17 protein-coding genes are annotated in these 16,268 nt (G+C 65.9%); 14 read left to right on the top strand and 3 right to left on the bottom strand.

What is annotated here, in order from left to right; translation table 11 throughout:
• Positions 1-253: 253 nt before the first annotated feature.
• The 7 genes from argH (at position 254) to ACUN9Y_RS03730 (ending at position 6,584) form a co-directional block, all read left to right on the top strand.
• Complete coding sequence (gene argH / locus ACUN9Y_RS03760; RefSeq protein ID WP_445459341.1) at positions 254-1,666, top strand: argininosuccinate lyase; 1,413 nt, start codon at positions 254-256, stop codon at positions 1,664-1,666.
• On the top strand, positions 1,663-1,887 hold the full coding sequence (gene lptM, locus ACUN9Y_RS03755) for an LPS translocon maturation chaperone LptM (protein WP_445459340.1): 225 nt from the start codon (positions 1,663-1,665) through the stop codon (positions 1,885-1,887). The genes argH and lptM overlap by 4 nt, the downstream gene beginning before the upstream one ends.
• 1 nt (position 1,888) lies before the next feature.
• On the top strand, positions 1,889-3,157 hold the full coding sequence (lysA, locus tag ACUN9Y_RS03750) for a diaminopimelate decarboxylase (protein WP_445459339.1): 1,269 nt from the start codon (positions 1,889-1,891) through the stop codon (positions 3,155-3,157).
• On the top strand, positions 3,157-3,990 hold the full coding sequence (gene dapF / locus ACUN9Y_RS03745) for a diaminopimelate epimerase (protein WP_445459338.1): 834 nt from the start codon (positions 3,157-3,159) through the stop codon (positions 3,988-3,990). The genes lysA and dapF overlap by 1 nt, the downstream gene beginning before the upstream one ends.
• 134 nt (positions 3,991-4,124) lie before the next feature.
• Positions 4,125-4,844 carry a DUF484 family protein gene (locus tag ACUN9Y_RS03740; RefSeq protein WP_445459337.1) on the top strand — a complete coding sequence of 240 codons (720 nt, stop codon included), beginning with the start codon at positions 4,125-4,127 and terminating at the stop codon, positions 4,842-4,844.
• The gene (locus ACUN9Y_RS03735; RefSeq protein ID WP_445459336.1) at positions 4,837-5,826 is read left to right on the top strand and encodes a tyrosine recombinase XerC; all 990 of its coding nucleotides are present in this window, start codon (positions 4,837-4,839) and stop codon (positions 5,824-5,826) included. The genes ACUN9Y_RS03740 and ACUN9Y_RS03735 overlap by 8 nt, the downstream gene beginning before the upstream one ends.
• The gene (locus tag ACUN9Y_RS03730; protein WP_445459335.1) at positions 5,826-6,584 is read left to right on the top strand and encodes an HAD family hydrolase; all 759 of its coding nucleotides are present in this window, start codon (positions 5,826-5,828) and stop codon (positions 6,582-6,584) included. Before ACUN9Y_RS03735 ends, ACUN9Y_RS03730 begins: the two co-directional genes overlap by 1 nt.
• Before the next feature lie 7 nt (positions 6,585-6,591).
• Here ACUN9Y_RS03730 and ACUN9Y_RS03725 read toward each other — a convergent pair whose 3' ends face one another.
• Together ACUN9Y_RS03725 and yihA are read right to left on the bottom strand one after the other, a co-directional pair.
• Complete coding sequence (locus tag ACUN9Y_RS03725; RefSeq protein ID WP_445459334.1) at positions 6,592-7,620, bottom strand: hypothetical protein; 1,029 nt, start codon at positions 7,618-7,620, stop codon at positions 6,592-6,594.
• A gap of 130 nt (positions 7,621-7,750) precedes the next feature.
• A complete protein-coding gene (gene yihA / locus ACUN9Y_RS03720; RefSeq protein ID WP_445459333.1) occupies positions 7,751-8,371 on the bottom strand; it encodes a ribosome biogenesis GTP-binding protein YihA/YsxC in 621 nt (206 codons plus the stop codon).
• A 310-nt stretch (positions 8,372-8,681) separates the two neighbouring features.
• Here yihA and ACUN9Y_RS03715 point away from each other — a divergent pair, with 310 nt between their 5' ends.
• From ACUN9Y_RS03715 to ACUN9Y_RS03690, 6 genes are all read left to right on the top strand, one after another.
• Complete coding sequence (locus tag ACUN9Y_RS03715) at positions 8,682-9,296, top strand: c-type cytochrome (RefSeq protein ID WP_445459332.1); 615 nt, start codon at positions 8,682-8,684, stop codon at positions 9,294-9,296.
• Positions 9,297-9,689: 393 nt separating this feature from the next.
• Positions 9,690-10,328 (top strand): thiol:disulfide interchange protein DsbA/DsbL, encoded by a 639-nt coding sequence (locus tag ACUN9Y_RS03710; RefSeq protein WP_445459331.1) that lies wholly within the window; start codon positions 9,690-9,692, stop codon positions 10,326-10,328.
• Complete coding sequence (locus tag ACUN9Y_RS03705) at positions 10,325-11,143, top strand: endonuclease/exonuclease/phosphatase family protein (protein ID WP_445459330.1); 819 nt, start codon at positions 10,325-10,327, stop codon at positions 11,141-11,143. Before ACUN9Y_RS03710 ends, ACUN9Y_RS03705 begins: the two co-directional genes overlap by 4 nt.
• A 217-nt stretch (positions 11,144-11,360) precedes the next feature.
• Complete coding sequence (locus ACUN9Y_RS03700) at positions 11,361-11,921, top strand: TRAP transporter small permease subunit (protein ID WP_445459329.1); 561 nt, start codon at positions 11,361-11,363, stop codon at positions 11,919-11,921.
• On the top strand, positions 11,921-13,324 hold the full coding sequence (locus tag ACUN9Y_RS03695) for a TRAP transporter large permease (RefSeq protein ID WP_445459328.1): 1,404 nt from the start codon (positions 11,921-11,923) through the stop codon (positions 13,322-13,324). The genes ACUN9Y_RS03700 and ACUN9Y_RS03695 overlap by 1 nt, the downstream gene beginning before the upstream one ends.
• 189 nt (positions 13,325-13,513) lie before the next feature.
• Positions 13,514-14,623, top strand: coding sequence for a TRAP transporter substrate-binding protein (locus ACUN9Y_RS03690; RefSeq protein WP_445459327.1), 1,110 nt, complete (start codon positions 13,514-13,516; stop codon positions 14,621-14,623).
• Between the two features lie 257 nt (positions 14,624-14,880).
• On the opposite strand, the gene ACUN9Y_RS03685 is transcribed toward ACUN9Y_RS03690, so the two are convergent.
• Positions 14,881-15,315 (bottom strand): YqaA family protein, encoded by a 435-nt coding sequence (locus ACUN9Y_RS03685; protein ID WP_445459326.1) that lies wholly within the window; start codon positions 15,313-15,315, stop codon positions 14,881-14,883.
• A gap of 59 nt (positions 15,316-15,374) precedes the next feature.
• Here ACUN9Y_RS03685 and thiD point away from each other — a divergent pair, with 59 nt between their 5' ends.
• The gene (gene thiD, locus ACUN9Y_RS03680) at positions 15,375-16,205 is read left to right on the top strand and encodes a bifunctional hydroxymethylpyrimidine kinase/phosphomethylpyrimidine kinase (RefSeq protein ID WP_445459325.1); all 831 of its coding nucleotides are present in this window, start codon (positions 15,375-15,377) and stop codon (positions 16,203-16,205) included.
• Positions 16,206-16,268 lie beyond the last annotated feature (63 nt).

The raw sequence follows: 16,268 nt of genomic DNA, 5'->3' as shown, positions 1-16,268 counted from the left end.
CGACGACGGCGTCATCGGCCCCACCTTTCATCAGCAATACCGCCATCATAAAGCACCGCCTGCGGCAGTAAAATCGGACCGGCTGTCGCATCGCCATGTCCCTCGCCTCAGGGCCCTCGCCAGAGGTAGCGACTCTGGTACACTTTGGGGCATATCGCGACGGCGACATCCGCGGAGAGGATGGTCGGCATCTCCCGCGCGTCGCACCGGCCCCGGCCGGCTCGTCACTCCCGTACCGAGGAAGTCCCATCTTATGAGCCAGACCACCAATCAGTCCTGGGGCGGCCGCTTCAGCGAGCCCACCGACGCCTTCGTCGCCCGCTTCACCGCCTCGGTGGACTTCGATCAACGTCTTGCTGCCCACGATATCCAAGGCTCCATCGCCCACGCCACCATGCTCGCCCGGGTCGGCGTGCTCAATGACGACGAACGCGATGCCATCATCGCCGGCCTCAACGAGATCCAGCAGGAAATCGACGCCGGTGAGTTCGCCTGGTCCGTGGCGCTGGAAGACGTGCACATGAACATCGAGGCGCGCCTGACCGACAAGATCGGCATCACCGGCAAGAAGCTCCACACCGGACGCTCGCGCAACGACCAGGTCGCCACCGATATTCGTCTGTTCATGCGCGACGAGATCGACCACGTCGCCGCCGAACTCGCGCGCCTGCGCCACGGCCTGATCGAGCTGGCCGACCGTGAAGCCGAGACCATCATGCCCGGCTTCACCCACCTGCAAACCGCCCAACCGGTGACCTTCGGCCATCACCTGCTGGCGTGGCAGGAAATGCTCGCCCGCGACCACGAACGCCTGCTCGACTGCCGCAAGCGGGTCAATGTCATGCCGCTGGGGGCCGCCGCCCTGGCCGGCACCACCTATCCCATCGATCGCCACCTCACCGCCGAGCTGCTGGGCTTCGAGCGCCCCGCCGAAAACAGCCTCGACGCGGTCAGCGATCGTGATTTCGGCATCGAGTTCACCGCCTTCGCCAGCCTGCTGCTGATGCACCTGTCGCGGATGAGCGAAGAGCTGGTGCTGTGGACCAGTGCCCAGTTCGACTTCATCGATCTGCCCGATCGCTTCTGCACCGGCTCCTCGATCATGCCGCAGAAGAAGAACCCCGACGTGCCTGAGCTGGTGCGCGGCAAGACCGGCCGTGTCTACGGCCACCTGATTGGCCTCTTGACCCTGATGAAGTCGCAGCCGCTGGCCTACAACAAGGACAATCAGGAGGACAAGGAGCCGCTGTTCGACACCCTCGATACCGTCAATGGCTGCCTGCGCGCCTTTGCCGACATGGTGCCCGCCATCGAAGCCAAGTCCGACTCCATGCGTGAGGCCGCGCGCAAGGGCTTCTCCACCGCGACCGACCTGGCCGACTATCTGGTCCGCAAGGGCGTCGCCTTCCGCGACGCCCACGAGATCGTCGGCTTGTCGGTGGCCTTCGGCCTGAAGGAGAAGAAGGACCTGTCGGAAATGACCCTCGACGAGTTGCGCCAGTTCTCCAGCGAGATCGAGGATGACGTCTTCGAGGTGCTGACCCTTGAAGGCTCGGTTGCCGCACGTAACCACATCGGCGGTACCGCACCGAACCAGGTCCGCGCCGCTGCCCAGCGCGCCCGCGATGCGCTTGCCGCCATCACCGTCCAGGGAGCCAAGGCATGATGAAGACATTGAAGATCGCCTTGCTGCTGACCTTGCTGGGTGTCGCCGTGGCCGGCTGCGGCCAGAAGGGTCCGCTGTATCACCCGGGTGACGAAGCGGCCGCCGAGCGCTATGACCCACAGGGCCAGAATGCAGACGACAACGATCAGGGCGACGCTACCCAAGATGGCGCCGGCGAGCGCCAAGATGGCAATGCCCAGGGCGAGCAGGACGACAACTGATATGGACCATTTCGAGTATCGCGACGGCGAGATGTTCGCCGAAGACGTGCCCCTTGCGCGGATCGCCAAGGAAGTGGGCACGCCCTGCTATGTCTACTCGCGTGCCACCCTGGAGCGCCACTTCAATGCCTACCGTGAGGCCCTAGGCGACCACCCTCACTTGATCTGCTACGCGGTCAAGGCCAACAGCAACCTGGCGGTGCTGAACCTGCTGGCGCGCCAGGGGGCCGGCTTCGATATCGTCTCCGTCGGCGAGCTCGAGCGCGTGCTGGCCGCCGGCGGCGACCCGGCCAAGGTAGTGTTCTCGGGCGTGGCCAAGGAAGAGCACGAGATGGTCCGGGCGCTTGAGATCGGCATCAAGTGCTTCAACGTCGAATCACGCCCGGAGCTCGAGCGGCTCAACGCCGTGGCCGGTCGCCTCGGCGTGATCGCGCCGGTGTCATTGCGGGTTAACCCGGACGTGGACGCCGGCACCCACCCGTACATTTCCACCGGGCTCAAGGACAACAAGTTCGGCATCCCGGTCGACCAGGCCTTCGAGGTCTATCGCCAGGCGACGGGACTCGCCAACCTGCGCGTGACCGGACTCGACTGCCACATCGGGTCTCAGCTGACCGAGATAGCCCCCTTCCTCGATGCTCTCGAACGCCTGCTGGTACTGCTCGATCGCCTGCGCGACGCCGGCATCGAGGTCGACCACCTCGACCTCGGCGGCGGCCTCGGCGTGCCCTACAAGGACGAAACGCCCCCGGCGCCCTTCGCCTACGCCTCGAAGCTGCTGGAGCGCCTGTCACGCTGGGAAGGCGGCAAGCACCTGACGCTGCTGTTCGAGCCCGGTCGCTCCATCGCCGCCAATGCCGGCGTGATGCTGACCCGGGTGACGTACCTGAAGCCCGGCGAGACCAAGAACTTCGCCATCGTCGACGCCGCCATGAATGACCTGATCCGGCCGGCGCTGTACCAGGCCTGGCAGGCGATTCTGCCGGTGGATACCCGCGAGCCACGCCAGACGGCCCACTACGACGTGGTCGGCCCGGTGTGCGAGACCGGCGACTTCCTCGGCAAGGATCGTGAGCTGGCCGTGGCACCCGGCGACCTGCTGGCGGTGCGCTCCGCCGGCGCCTACGGCTTCGTCATGGCCTCCAACTACAATAGTCGCCCGCGTCCCGCCGAGGTCATGGTCGATGCCGACAGCTACCAGATCGTGCGTCGACGTGAACGTCTCGAGGACCTGTGGGCCGGCGAGACGCTGCTCGCGGAGGACGGCTGATGCTGCTCCACTTCACCAAGATGCATGGACTCGGCAACGACTTCATGGTCGTCGACCTGGTCACCCAGCGCGCGCGTATCGACGCCGAAGAGGTCCGCCGACTGGCCGACCGTCGCTTCGGCATCGGCTTCGATCAGATGCTGGTGGTGGAGCCCCCGCGCGACCCGGACATGGATTTTCGCTATCGGATCTACAACGCCGACGGCAGTGAGGTGGAGAACTGTGGCAACGGCGCACGTTGCTTCGCCCGCTTCGTGCTCGAGAAACGCCTGACCCACAAGCACCAGATCCGGGTCGAAACCGCCGGAGGCCCGCTGGTACTCGATGTCCACGCCGATGACCAGGTCAGCGTCGACATGGGGGCCCCGCGCTTCGCGCCTCACGCCTTGCCGTTCGAGGCCGACGAGGATCGACTGCGCCACCGCCTGGAGGTCGAAGGCGTGGTGCACGAGATCGCCGTGGCTTCCATGGGCAACCCCCATGCGGTGCTCTGCGTCGACGATGTGGTCACGGCTCCGGTCGAGCGCCTGGGGCCGGCCATCGAGGCCCACCCGCGCTTTGCCAAGCGCGTCAATGTGGGCTTCATGCAGGTGGTTTCCAGCCGCGAGATCCGCCTGCGGGTATTCGAGCGCGGCAGCGGCGAAACACTGGCCTGCGGCACCGGCGCCTGCGCCGCCGTGGCCTGCGGCATCCGCCAGGGCCTGCTCGAGAGCCCGGTCACGGTGCAGCTGCCCGGTGGCCGACTGTCGATCCGCTGGGAGGGCGGCGACAGCCCCCTGGTCATGACCGGGCCGGCGGAGCGCGTGTTCGACGGCAAGATCCCGCTGCGCTAGTCAACCGGACGGTCGTCCGCCTTGAAGGCGTCGCTTCCGAGGCGGCTGCGTTACGCTAAGATGTCACCAGGCAAGCGCACCACGGACCAGCCTCTGGCCCGGGCGCTTGCACCGAGTTTGTCAGGGAGAACCGCATGCCCCAAGCCGCCCCCGAGCCTCGCAAGACCCTGGACCCCGATCGGGTCGCCGAATGGCTGGCCCGCCATCCCGACTTCTTCGTCGGCCGCGAGGGACTGCTGCAACAGCTCAAGGTGCCCCACCCGGAAACCAAGGGCGCCACGTCGCTGCTCGAGCGCCTGGTCCACGACCTGCGCGGACGCGCCGAGGGCGCCGAATGGCGCCTCGAGCAACTGCTCGACTCGGCTCGCCACAACGAGGCACAGTATCGACGTACTCGGGAGCTGGTCCTGGCCCTGCTCGAGGCCGAGGACAACGATGCCCTGGGGCAGGCGCTGGCGACCCAGCTGTCGGAACGCTTCCAGACCCCGGCGGTGGCTCTCTGGTGTCCTTCGACCCTGACCGATCGCGACCCTCACCCGCCCCAGGCCCCGCGACATGTGCTCGACGACCACACCGGTCAACGCCTGGCCGCGTTGCTCGAGGGCCGAGCCAGTCGCTGCGCGCGGCTCACGCCCACCGACTGGAAGCGTCTGTTGCCCCACGCCAAGGCACCGACCAAGGCCGGCTCCTGTGCCCTGGCGCGGCTGACCCTGGGTGAACCCCAGGGCTACCTGGTACTGGCCAACCCCGACCCGGATCACTTCCGCGCCAGCATGGACACCCTGTTCACCGAGTATCTGGCCGATGTCCTGGTGCGCTTGAGCGTCCGCCTGAGCGAGCGTGAACATGGCTGAACGCCGGTTGGGCGAGGCGGTACAGCGGTTTCTGGCCGAGCTCGGCCAGACCGCCAGCCCCGCGACCCTGGACGCCTACCGACGTGACCTCGCGGCCCTGCTCGACTATCTCGACGACCACGACATCGCCGACGACGCGGCCTTGAATGTCGCGTCGCTGCGTCGGTTTCTGGCTTCCGAACGCAGCCGCGGCCTGGCACCGCGCAGCCTCAGGCGGCGCCGCGCGGCGCTGTCTCGCTTCAGTGAATTCCTGGTCGAACAGGGCCAGCTCGGCCACAACCCGGTGGCCCTCACTCGGGCGCCGAAGACGCCTCGCGATCTGCCGCGCCCGCTGGACGTGGATCTGCTCGGGCGCTTTCTCGACACCCCCCACGACGGCTCACCGCTGTCGGTACGCGACCAGGCGATGCTCGAGCTGCTGTACTCCAGTGGCCTGCGCCTGGCAGAGCTGGCGGCGCTCGATCTCGGCGACCTTCAGGCCAACCGCGTCCGCGTCATCGGCAAGGGCGCCAAGCCACGCCAGGTGCCCGTGGGCCGGCGCGCGGCCGAGGCACTCGGACAATGGCTTGGCCTGCGCAGCGCCATGGCCGGCGACGGCGAGATGGCGTTGTTTGTCGGCCAGCAAGGCAAGCGCCTGGGACATCGCGCCATCCAGCGCCGACTGGTGACCCAGGCCCGCCGCCGCGGCCTGCCCGAGCATCTGCACCCACATCGCCTGCGCCACTCCTTCGCCAGCCATCTGCTCGAATCGAGCCACGACCTGCGCGCCGTCCAGGAACTGCTCGGCCACGCCAACCTGTCGACCACCCAGGTCTATACCCGCCTCGACTGGCAGCATCTGGCCGAGAGCTACGATCAGGCCCATCCCCGGGCGCGACGGTCGGGCAGCGACGGGGCACGCCCGAGGGGCGGAGCATCCACCGCGAACGCCGACCCTGCGACAAGCGAAGAGCGACATGTTCCCTCCCAGGAGATGCCCTGATGCTCAAGGCCCTGACCTTCGACCTTGACGACACCCTGTGGGACAACGCCGGCGTGATGCTGACCACCGAACAGGGTCACGTCGACTGGCTGACGGAAAACCTCGCCGAGTGGCAACGCGCTCGGGGCGAGCCGGTGACGCCAGCCATCGCTCTCGAGCTCTATCAGCGTGAACGGGTGGCACTCGGCAAGCGGACCTGGGAGCGACGCGGCGACTTCAGTTGGCTGCGTGAGCGCACGCTGATCACCTTGCTTAAGGCAAGCGGTCTGAACACCGCCGCCGCGCGGCTCTGGGCGGCGCTCGCCATGGATCGCTTTCACAGCCTGCGTATCCAGGTGACCCCATTTCCCAGCACCGATGCCATGCTCGAGCGCTTAAGGCCTCAGTACCGGCTCGGCACCATCACCAACGGCAACGTGGCCTTTCACCGCCTCCCGCTGCGGCGCTATTTCGACGCCTGCATCGCCGCCGGCGAGATGTTCGCCCCCAAGCCCGACCCGCGCCCCTTCCTCGCCATGCTCGCGCGACTGGGCGTCAGCCCAGGGCAGGCCCTGCACGTGGGCGACTCCTGGGAAGAGGACGTGCTGCCGGCGCTGCGGCTCGGCATGCGCGCGGTGTGGATAGCCCCCGCGACAACCCCCGTGCCCGAGGGGCCCAGCACAGGCCGCGGCAGCCTGCCGGCAGGCGTCGTGCGCCTGGAGCGCGTCACCGAGCTCGAGGCGCTGTTGGCGGACATGCCCGGGTCGCCGCGTCAGTAATGCCGCGTCAGTAATAGTTCAGGGTCACGACCATGGCGGCCGCTACCTGCCCGCCGGAGGCCTGGCTCGACAGGCGAAAGTAGCTGGCACGAAGGGGGATACGGGTCACGCTCTCGGGGCTGGCCTCGGTGTATAGATGGCCGAAGCGCAGAGGAGAAAATTGGCTCTGGCCTGGCACCTTTTGCTCGACTTGAACGCCGATCCCGGCGGCGGCGGTCGCCCCGCCGGCGGCGTTGGCCAACAGCCCAATCTCCTTGACCACATAGACCCCATGCTCGACATCAAGGCGGTAGGTGAAGGCGGTGGCATTGGCGCAGAAAACCACCAGATCAGCGACCGTCGCCCCGGCCACATCGCCCGCACTCGGCATCTTGCCAAGATCGATGTCGGGCAGGCCGATGTTTGAGGTCACCATGCCACAGGACGGCATGACCACTTCGATGTACTCGACATTCAGCGACGAATGGGTGGGAAAGTACGCCGCGCTGGTCGCCCCGGGGGCACTGACGAAGACAGGATTAGGGTTATAGCCGAAGGTCTGCGTGCCGGCAGCGATGCTGCCGTGGCGAACGATGTCGATACTGTGATCTAGCTCACCGGAGAGACAGGCGCCGGCACTGGCGCCGAACCGCCGCGCCAGAAAGGTCTGGTGAAGGTGCCCACCGATGGTGGAGGAGGTCGCGGGAATCTCCATCTGAAGCCCGGGGTACTTGCTTCTGGCATTTCCCGTCGCGGCATCATAGGAGGTCGAGGTGTCCAGACCAATCAGCACTTGTCGACGACTGTCGTTGCTAGCGCGGCACTCGAACCGCGTGTGAACGTCGGCACTGCCCACCACCGTGCCCTCGAGCGCCCCACCGGAAACGCGATCGGGGTAGTGAACGATGCCATGGGAGAAATAGCACTGCCCCGGCTGCAGCGCCTGCCCGTTGCAATCGAGGGTGGCGCCATGTGCCGGCATCGCCACCAGTGCAGCCACGGCCCAGGTTAGCGTCAACAGACGGGCAAGTGGCAACAGCGATCTAGGGTGCGGCATCGACGGTCCAGCGGCAACGGGCGAGGACCTGTCTTAGCACACCAGCCGCGCGGGAGATCGGCCATTACACCGAAACTTGATCGCCGTCAGCTCCACTCAGAACCATCGTCACCCGGCCCCCACGGCCCGGCTACTCGTACGCCGCGATATCGCCTTCGAGCCAGCTATCGAGGCGCTGGTGGGCCTCCTCGACGCCCTGGCGCTTGAGCGCCGAGAACAGCTGGATCGTCACCAGGTCCTCCCACTCGCGCAGGCGCACACGCACCTGCTGAAGGGCATTCTTGGCCGCCCCCGGCTTCAGCTTGTCGGCCTTGGTCAGCAGGATATGCACCGGCAGATCCCGCGAGTCAGCGACTTCGAGCAGCGTCTGGTCGAACTCGGTCAGCGGATGGCGAACATCCATGACCAGCACCAGGCCGTTCAACGACTCGCGGCACTCGAGGTACTCGGCCAGGTGACGTTGCCATTCGAGCTTGACCTTCTCGGGCACCTTGGCGTAGCCATAACCGGGCAAGTCGACCAACCGGCGATCCTGATCATCGCCCAGGGTAAAGACGTTGATCAGCTGGGTGCGGCCGGGCGTCTTCGATGTACGCGCCAACGCCTTCTGCCGGGTGATGACATTGAGTGCGCTGGACTTTCCGGCATTGGAACGACCGGCAAAGGCGACTTCGGCGCCGCTGTCGATGGGGCAGCGAGCCAGGGTCGGGGCGCTGGTGAGAAAACGGGCAGACTGATAGTTGAGCGACATGGGACGAGCAAAATCCTGACGGTGATCAAGGGTGGCAATGACGGGGCTGGCATTCCCGCGCTTCGGGTGTTTGGTTATAGTAATCTTTGAGGCGTCTGTGACCCGGGAGCCCCATCATAGCATCGTGCTGTTGCCACCAGCGAATGACCCGACGGTGGCGAACGGCCGGCCTGGCGACCGCACTCGGACAACAGGATGCAAAAGACAGTGCCCGTACCGGGACAGGCAGCGAGATTCCAGCGATCAGGTGGCAACGCACCCGCCCAGGGTCGGACCGCAAAAAAACCATAACGGCATAAATGGACTAGCGATGAGACAGTTACTGGCAAGCCTGGCAATCACTCTCGGCATCGTCGGTGTGGCCCACGCCGACCTGCAGGGCGATGCGGATGCCGCCGCCGGGCGCGACAAGGCAGCGGCATGCGCCGCCTGCCACGGCCCGGCCGGCATCAGCATAGCGCCCACCTTTCCCAACCTCGCCGGCCAGCAGGCCTCCTACCTGGCCAAGCAGATCATGGACATCCGCGACGCCACACGTTCGGTGCCACAGATGGCCGGACAGGTGGATAACTTCAGCGACCAGGATGCCTGGGACGTGGCCATCTACTTCGCCGGCCAGGAACCCGCGGTCGGCCAGGCCGATCCGGCGCTGGTCGAGCGCGGCGAAGCGCTCTACCGTGCCGGTGACATGGCCAAGGGCATTCCCGCCTGCGCCGCCTGCCACACCCCGACCGGTGCCGGCATCGGCTCGGCTGTCTACCCGGCCCTGTCCGGTCAGCACGCCGGCTATATCGAGAGCACCCTGAAGGCCTTCGCCGCCGGCGACAGGACCAATGACCCCAACGGCGTGATGGGTGACATCGCCGCCAAGATGAGCGATGCCGACATGGCCGCCGCCGCCAATTACGTGCTCGGCCTGCACTGACCCCGGCCCGGTCCCGGGGTCTCGTAGCGGCCTGCCCGGTACCCTGTCACCGCGGCAGGTCTCCCCGGACACAACGTCATACACCCGGCGCCGCAGCGCCCCCGAATGGCGCCGCAGGGCGCCCCCGAATGCCGCGCAGTGGCTTGGCCACTGCGCGGCATCGTCACGTCACCACTGCTAACCCAAAACAAGCACCACCGCCGGCCCCTTGGCGAATGGTCGCCCCCCGTGAGACGCTATTCGCCATTGACCACGGGACCTCAGACGACGCCAGTTCCGTTGCGGCACATGTGTCGGGAACCCTTGTGCCGTTGTAGACTCAAACCAGCGTTCGCCAAGACGGCACCCCCTCAGGACCACCCTGTATCCCACTGCGCAAGGAGTCATTGCGACATGCTGAAGTCACTGATCGTAGGTCTGGCAGGCCTTGGACTATCCACTCTCGTCTCTGCGGCCCCCCTCACCGAGGGCGAGGACTACACGCTGGCCCCCAACGCGGTGGAATTCGGTAGCCAAGACGGCAAGGTCAACGTGACGGAGATCTTCTGGTATGGCTGCCCGCACTGCTACTCCCTGGAAGATCCGCTGAATGCCTGGGTCGCCGATCTGCCCGAAGACGTCGAGTTCAATCGCATGCCGGCCACCCTCGGGGCCAACTGGACCAAGCACGCCGTGGCCTTCTACGCCGCCGAACAGCTCGGTATCCTCGACGACGTCCACGAGGACTTCTTCGACGCCATCCATCAGGAAGGCCAGCAGTTGACCGACCCCGACGACATCGCCGCCTTCTTCAGTGACTACGGCGTCAGCGAAGACGATGCGCTGAAAGCGCTGAACGGCTTCGGCGTCAAGTCCCAGGTCAACCGTGCCAATGCCACGATGCGCAACCTCGAGCTGATGGGCGTCCCGGCGCTGGTGGTGGATGGCCGCTATATCGTCTCGCCAAGCACCGCCGGCAGCCTCGAGAACATGCCCAAGATCGCCACTCAGCTGATCGAACAAGTCCGCCAGGAAGAGGCCGCCCAGGAATGACCTCGCTGGCCGACGTCCATCCGCCCACCCTGAAGGACGGTCATCTAAAGCTTTTGACCTTCAACCTCCAGGTGGGCATTCAGACGTCGGCCTATCACCACTACCTTACCCGCAGCTGGCAGCACCTGCTGCCGCACCCCAAGCGCATGCGACGCCTGGACGTGATCGCCGAGGTGCTGTCGCGTTTCGATGTGGTCGGCCTTCAGGAGGTCGACGGCGGCAGTATTCGCTCGAGCCAGGTCAATCAGCTGCACCACCTGGCAACGACCGCGGGCTTTCCCCACCACTATCAACAGCTGAACCGCAATCTGGGGCGCTTTGGTCAGCACAGCAATGGCCTGCTCTCGCGCCTCAAGCCATCGCGGATCGAGGAGCACCGCCTGCCGGGCACTCTGCCCGGCCGCGGCGCCATCCATGCCACCTTCGGCAATGGCCCAGAAGCCCTTCACCTGTTCGTCTGCCACCTGGCCCTCGGCCAGCGCACCCAGACGCGTCAGCTCGACTACCTCAGCGAATGCATTACGCCGCTCAAGCACGTGGTCGTGATGGGCGATTTGAACTGCACGCCGGACCGCCTCCAGGCCCATAGCCGGCTCTATGAAGCCCTTCCGCTGCACCCGGTGCGCCCGGTAGCGAGTTACCCGGCCTGGCAGCCACGTCGCGCGCTGGACCATATCCTGCTGTCGTCATCGCTGGAGGCCGACGACGTCGAAGTGCTCGACCACCTGTTCTCCGACCACCTGCCGGTCGCCATCGACATTCGCCTGCCCAAGGCGTGTCTGGCCACCATCGACACCGGCGCCGCCTTCTCCTGACCCGACAGGCACCTCCCAGACCGTCCTTCTTGCCCCGTTTGAGGCGTCTGACGCCGCGTCCCGCAAGGGACTCGTGCCCATCGAGCATCGACCTTGGCCGTCATGACAGTCGCCATGAGCTTACCGTATAGTCAGCGTTAGCCTCACTCCGGCGGCGTGATCCGCCCCCGTGCGATGATGCTCCCTGACGAACCGGATACCACCAGCGAGTTCTCCCATGCCCCAATCCCGCGGCTTACCCGGCCCGATAGCGGCCCTGGATGCCTTCTCAGATCGCCTCGGCAAGGCCTTGTCCTGGCTGATTCTGGCGATGATGGCGATCCAGTTCCTGATTGTGTTGCTGCGCTACGCCTTCAGCGTCAACAGCATCCCGATGCAGGAATCGGTAATGTACATGCACGCCATGGTCTTCATGCTGGCGGCGGCCTACACCCTGAAACACGACGGCCACGTGAGGGTCGACATCTTCTATCGCGCCATGACGCCCCGCAAGAAGGCGCTGGTGGACCTGCTCGGCACCCTGTTTCTCCTGCTTCCGGTCATGCTGTTCGTGATCGCGACCAGCCTCGGCTACGTCGGCAAGTCCTGGGCCATCCTGGAGGGGTCGCCCGATGCCGGCGGCATTCCCGGGGTCTTCCTGTTGAAGACGTTGATCCCGCTGTTCGCCGCGCTAATGCTGCTGCAGGCCCTGGCGGAAGCCTGCCGCCAGTGGCTGATTCTGACCGGGCGCCTCGATCCCGAGTGCCAGGACCACGACGCCAACGAGGAGCACCTGTAATGCTGGAATTCATGCCCCTGGTGCTGTTCGGCGTCATCTGTGCGGTGCTCATGTTTGGCTATCCGGTGGCCCTGTCGCTGGCCGGCACCGCATTGGCCTTCGCCGGTTTCGGCTACGGGCTCGAGAGTCTCGGCATCGATGCCAACTTCGACAGCAGTTACCTCGGCGCCTTCCCCAATCGCCTCTACGGCATCATGACCAACTCCACCCTATTGGCGGTGCCACTGTTCGTGCTGATGGGCGTGCTGCTGGAGAAGTCCAAGGTCGCCGAGACCCTGCTCGACGCCATGGCCTTGCTGTTCGGCTCCCTGCGCGGCGGTCTCGGCATCTCGGTGACCCTGGTCGGCATGATGCTGGCGGCGTCCACCGGCATCGTCGGCGCCACGGTCGTCACCATGGGCCTGATGTCGCTGCCGACCATGCTCAAGCGCGGCTACAGCCAGTCGCTGGCCACCGGCACCATCTGCGCCACCGGAACCCTGGGTCAGATCATTCCGCCCTCCATCGCCCTGGTGCTGCTGGGCGACGTGCTGTCGTCGGCTTACCAGCAGGCCCAGCTGTCGATGGGCATCTTCAGCCCCAAGACCGTCTCGGTGGGCGACCTGTTCATGGGTGCACTGGTGCCCGGCCTGCTGCTGGTGGTGGCGTACATCATCTACGTGAGCCTCGTGGCACTGTTCAAGCCAAGCGCGGCACCGGCGGTGGATCGCGCCGAGTTGATGGCCGAGATGGGGCACACCAGCGGCATCGGCCTGCTACTGCTCAAGGGGCTGGTGCCACCGATCGTGCTGATCGTGGCGGTGCTCGGCTCGATTCTCGGAGGCTTCGCCACCCCCACCGAGGCCTCTGCCGTCGGCGCCTTCGGCGCTCTCGTTCTGGCCCTGGCCTATCGCCGCCTTGACCTGGCCACGCTCAAGGAAGTGCTGCGCTCCACCACCCACGTCACCACCATGGTGTTTCTGATCCTGATCGGTGCGGCGCTGTTCTCGCTGGTGTTCCGCGCCTATGGCGGTGAGGAGCTGGTCAAGCATCTGTTCGACAACATGCCCGGTGGCGTGATCGGCGCCACCATCATCGTCATGCTGGTCATCTTTCTGCTTGGCTTCATTCTCGACTTCATCGAGATCACCTTCGTGGTGGTCCCCATCGTCGGCCCGATCCTGCTGGCCATGGGCCTCGACCCGATCTGGCTCGGCATCATGATCGCGATCAACCTGCAGACGTCGTTCTTGACCCCACCGTTCGGCTTCGCCCTGTTCTACCTGCGTGGCGTGGCACCGGACTCGGTGCCGACATCGGCGATCTACCGCGGGGTGATCCCGTTTATCGTGCTCCAGCTCGGCATGCTGATCGCGCTGTCGTTCTTCCCGCAACTGGCCACCTGGCTTCCGGCGCAGTTCTAGGCCACACCGCCTAGCGTGGATTTACGGTAGGCGGGCCACCCACCGGGGCCGTCTATAGTGTCGGAAGCGACGGATCGTCACTTCCCTGAAGCCGGAGCGGCCCATTCGCCGCTCCCTTTCTGCAAGCCAGCCCGACCCGGGCTGTCCCATGTCCACAACATCACAACGCACAATCTAAGGGGACAACGCATGCAACGCACGTCACTCGCCAAGGCCATTGCCCTCACCGGTGCCGCCGGCATGATGCTGATCGGCGTCCAGGCCCAGGCCCAGGACACCTTCGAATGGAAGCTGGTCACCTCGTGGCCGAAGAACTTTCCCGGTGTCGGCCAAGGCCCCGAGCGCCTGGCCAAGTTGGTCGAGGAAATGTCTGACGGCCGTCTCAAGATCGAAGTCTTCGGTGCCGGCCAGCTCGTGCCCGGCTTCGAGGTCTTCGATGCCGTCTCCGAGGGCACCGCGCAGATCGGTCACTCCGCTTCCTATTACTGGAAGGGCAAGGCGCCGGCGGCGCAGTTCTTTGCCGCCGTGCCGTTTGGCATGAACGCCCAGGAAATGAACGCCTGGCTGCACTACGGTGGCGGCCTGGAGCTGTGGAACGAGCTGTATGACGACTTCGGCGTCGACGTGCTGGCAGCCGGCGCCTCCGGCGTGCAGATGGGTGGCTGGTACAACAAGGAAATCAACTCCGTTGCCGACCTCGACGGCTTGAAGATGCGCATGCCGGGCCTCGGCGGCGAAGTGATGAATCGCATGGGCGTGGCCATCGTCAACATGCCGGGCGGCGAGATCTTCACCTCCCTGCAGTCCGGCGCCATCGACGCCACCGAGTGGATCGGTCCGTACAACGACCTGGCCTTCGGCCTGCACCAGGCCGCCGAGTACTACTACTATCCGGGCTGGCATGAGCCGACCGTGATGTTCGAGGCGATCATCAACGAAGACGCCTACGCCGAACTGCCCGCCGACCTGCAGGCGATCCTGCGCACGGCAGTGCGTGATGTGAACCAGGACGTGCTCGACGAGTACACCGCGCGCAACAACGATGCCCTGGAGACGCTGATCAACGAGCACGACGTTCAGCTGCGCAAACTGCCCGATGACGTCCTGGCCCAGGCTCAGGAGTACTCCGCGGAAGTGGTGCAGGAGCTGGCCGATTCCAGCGACATCGCCGGACGCATCTACGACTCCTACCGCGACTTCCAGAATAAGGTGGTGAACTACCATGCCATCTCCGAGCAGGCGTACTACAACGCCCGTAACCCCGGCGGCGGGACGGACTTTGGCGAAGACGGCGAGTAACCTCCTGCGAGCCGCGACAAGCGGCTCCCTGTAGCCAGGCCCTCGCAGCCAAGTCCTTGCAGCCAAGTGCCAAGCCGCAGGGCTGGATCCTCGACGAAGCCTCACACCCCACTGCCTGACGGCAGTGGGGTGTGGTTGTTCAGGGGCCTTCCCACCCGTCCCTCTAACCGCCCACCACGATACCTGGAGCGCCCCTTCACATCGGGTTCACGCCGAGTGCCACAGCCGGCGCCAGTCCGACTTGGCGACCTGCGACACTAGGCAGAGCACAGCGGCGCCAGGTACCGCTCGGCGAGCCACAATAGCGCGGCATAGCGGCCTCCCTTGCTGATCAGTATCCACGCCGTCACCCGCCACCAGGGCAGCCGGGCGATGCCGGCGAGCACCGTCAGCGGGTCGCCGATCACCGGCACCCAGGCCAGCAGCAGGGTCGCTTCGCCGCCACGTCGGTACCAATGCTCCGCTCGCGCCAAGGCCTTTGGCGACACCGGAAACCAGCGACGGTGCTGAAAACCGCGGGCGTAGCGCCCCAGCGCCACATTGATCAGGCTGCCCAGCACGTTGCCGGCGGTCGCGCTTGCCCACAGCGCCAGGGGCGCCTCGCCCCGACACCAGAGCGTGGCGAACCAGGCTTCGGAGCCACCGGGCAACACCGTGGCACTGACCAGGGCAACGACAAACAGGCTCAGCATGGCCCAGCCCCCGCTGGCTTTAGTATGCTGTGCGTCACGCTGTCATTCGAGCCACGTTCATGTCTCACGCTGTATCGATTCCTCATACTCTGACCATCGCTGGCTCCGACCCCTCGGGCGGCGCCGGGCTGCAGGGAGATATCAAGACCCTGTCGGCCCTCGGCACCTATGCCACCAATGTCATCACCGCGGTGATCGCCCAGAATACCCGCGGTGTGGCGGCGGTTCATCCGGTGCCCGCCGGTATCATCCGCGAGCAACTCGATAATCTCCTCGATGACGTACGCATCGATGCCGTCAAGATCGGCATGGTCGCCAGCCGCGAGGTGGCAGAAACGCTGCGCGAGGCGCTCGAGGCTCGCCGCCCACGCTGGATCGTCCTCGATCCGGTCATGGTCGCCAAGAGCGGCGATGTTCTGGTCGATGCCGCCGGCATCAGCGCCGTACGTGACGTGCTGGTGCCGATGGCCGATGTGATCACCCCGAACCTGCCCGAGGCAGCCGTGTTGCTCGGCGTTGCCGCGCCCACCACGGCCGATGCCATGGAAGCGATGTTGCCTTCGCTGAAGGCATTGGCCTCGCCCTATGTCCTGCTCAAGGGTGGCCATTTGGCCGGTGATAGCTGTCCGGACCTGCTGGCCACGCCCCAGGGCGACCGCTGGCTTCCGGCACCGCGCATCGACACCGCCAACCTTCACGGCACCGGCTGCGCGCTGTCGTCGGCGATCGCCGCGCACCTCGCCCACCTGCCGCCGGATGCCGATCACGAACGCATCGTTACCGCCATCGGCGACGCCAAGCGCTGGCTGCACGAGGCGCTGGAAGCAAGCCGCCGCCTGGACGTGGGCCAGGGTCGGGGGCCGGTGCATCACTTCAACGCCTGGTGGTAGCCCGCATGGCCGCCATATCGCTACCCCGAGCGCGGCCTCTGAGCAAGCCCCTGGGCTAGGCCC

The sequence above is a fragment of the Halomonas sp. V046 genome, from assembly GCF_052645355.1.
The sequence above is the reverse complement of the archived record's forward strand: the minus strand, read 5'-3'. Positions and strand labels throughout refer to the sequence as shown.

What these genes read in the sequence shown, in the direction of transcription:
- argH (WP_445459341.1), top strand. Translation starts at nt 254, where the DNA reads ATGAGCCAGACCACCAATCAGTCCTGGGGCGGCCGCTTCAGCGAGCCC.
- lptM (WP_445459340.1), top strand. Translation starts at nt 1,663, where the DNA reads ATGATGAAGACATTGAAGATCGCCTTGCTGCTGACCTTGCTGGGTGTC.
- lysA (WP_445459339.1), top strand. Translation starts at nt 1,889, where the DNA reads ATGGACCATTTCGAGTATCGCGACGGCGAGATGTTCGCCGAAGACGTG.
- dapF (WP_445459338.1), top strand. Translation starts at nt 3,157, where the DNA reads ATGCTGCTCCACTTCACCAAGATGCATGGACTCGGCAACGACTTCATG.
- ACUN9Y_RS03740 (WP_445459337.1), top strand. Translation starts at nt 4,125, where the DNA reads ATGCCCCAAGCCGCCCCCGAGCCTCGCAAGACCCTGGACCCCGATCGG.
- ACUN9Y_RS03735 (WP_445459336.1), top strand. Translation starts at nt 4,837, where the DNA reads ATGGCTGAACGCCGGTTGGGCGAGGCGGTACAGCGGTTTCTGGCCGAG.
- ACUN9Y_RS03730 (WP_445459335.1), top strand. Translation starts at nt 5,826, where the DNA reads ATGCTCAAGGCCCTGACCTTCGACCTTGACGACACCCTGTGGGACAAC.
- ACUN9Y_RS03725 (WP_445459334.1), bottom strand. Translation starts at nt 7,620, where the DNA reads ATGCCGCACCCTAGATCGCTGTTGCCACTTGCCCGTCTGTTGACGCTA.
- yihA (WP_445459333.1), bottom strand. Translation starts at nt 8,371, where the DNA reads ATGTCGCTCAACTATCAGTCTGCCCGTTTTCTCACCAGCGCCCCGACC.
- ACUN9Y_RS03715 (WP_445459332.1), top strand. Translation starts at nt 8,682, where the DNA reads ATGAGACAGTTACTGGCAAGCCTGGCAATCACTCTCGGCATCGTCGGT.
- ACUN9Y_RS03710 (WP_445459331.1), top strand. Translation starts at nt 9,690, where the DNA reads ATGCTGAAGTCACTGATCGTAGGTCTGGCAGGCCTTGGACTATCCACT.
- ACUN9Y_RS03705 (WP_445459330.1), top strand. Translation starts at nt 10,325, where the DNA reads ATGACCTCGCTGGCCGACGTCCATCCGCCCACCCTGAAGGACGGTCAT.
- ACUN9Y_RS03700 (WP_445459329.1), top strand. Translation starts at nt 11,361, where the DNA reads ATGCCCCAATCCCGCGGCTTACCCGGCCCGATAGCGGCCCTGGATGCC.
- ACUN9Y_RS03695 (WP_445459328.1), top strand. Translation starts at nt 11,921, where the DNA reads ATGCTGGAATTCATGCCCCTGGTGCTGTTCGGCGTCATCTGTGCGGTG.
- ACUN9Y_RS03690 (WP_445459327.1), top strand. Translation starts at nt 13,514, where the DNA reads ATGCAACGCACGTCACTCGCCAAGGCCATTGCCCTCACCGGTGCCGCC.
- ACUN9Y_RS03685 (WP_445459326.1), bottom strand. Translation starts at nt 15,315, where the DNA reads ATGCTGAGCCTGTTTGTCGTTGCCCTGGTCAGTGCCACGGTGTTGCCC.
- thiD (WP_445459325.1), top strand. Translation starts at nt 15,375, where the DNA reads ATGTCTCACGCTGTATCGATTCCTCATACTCTGACCATCGCTGGCTCC.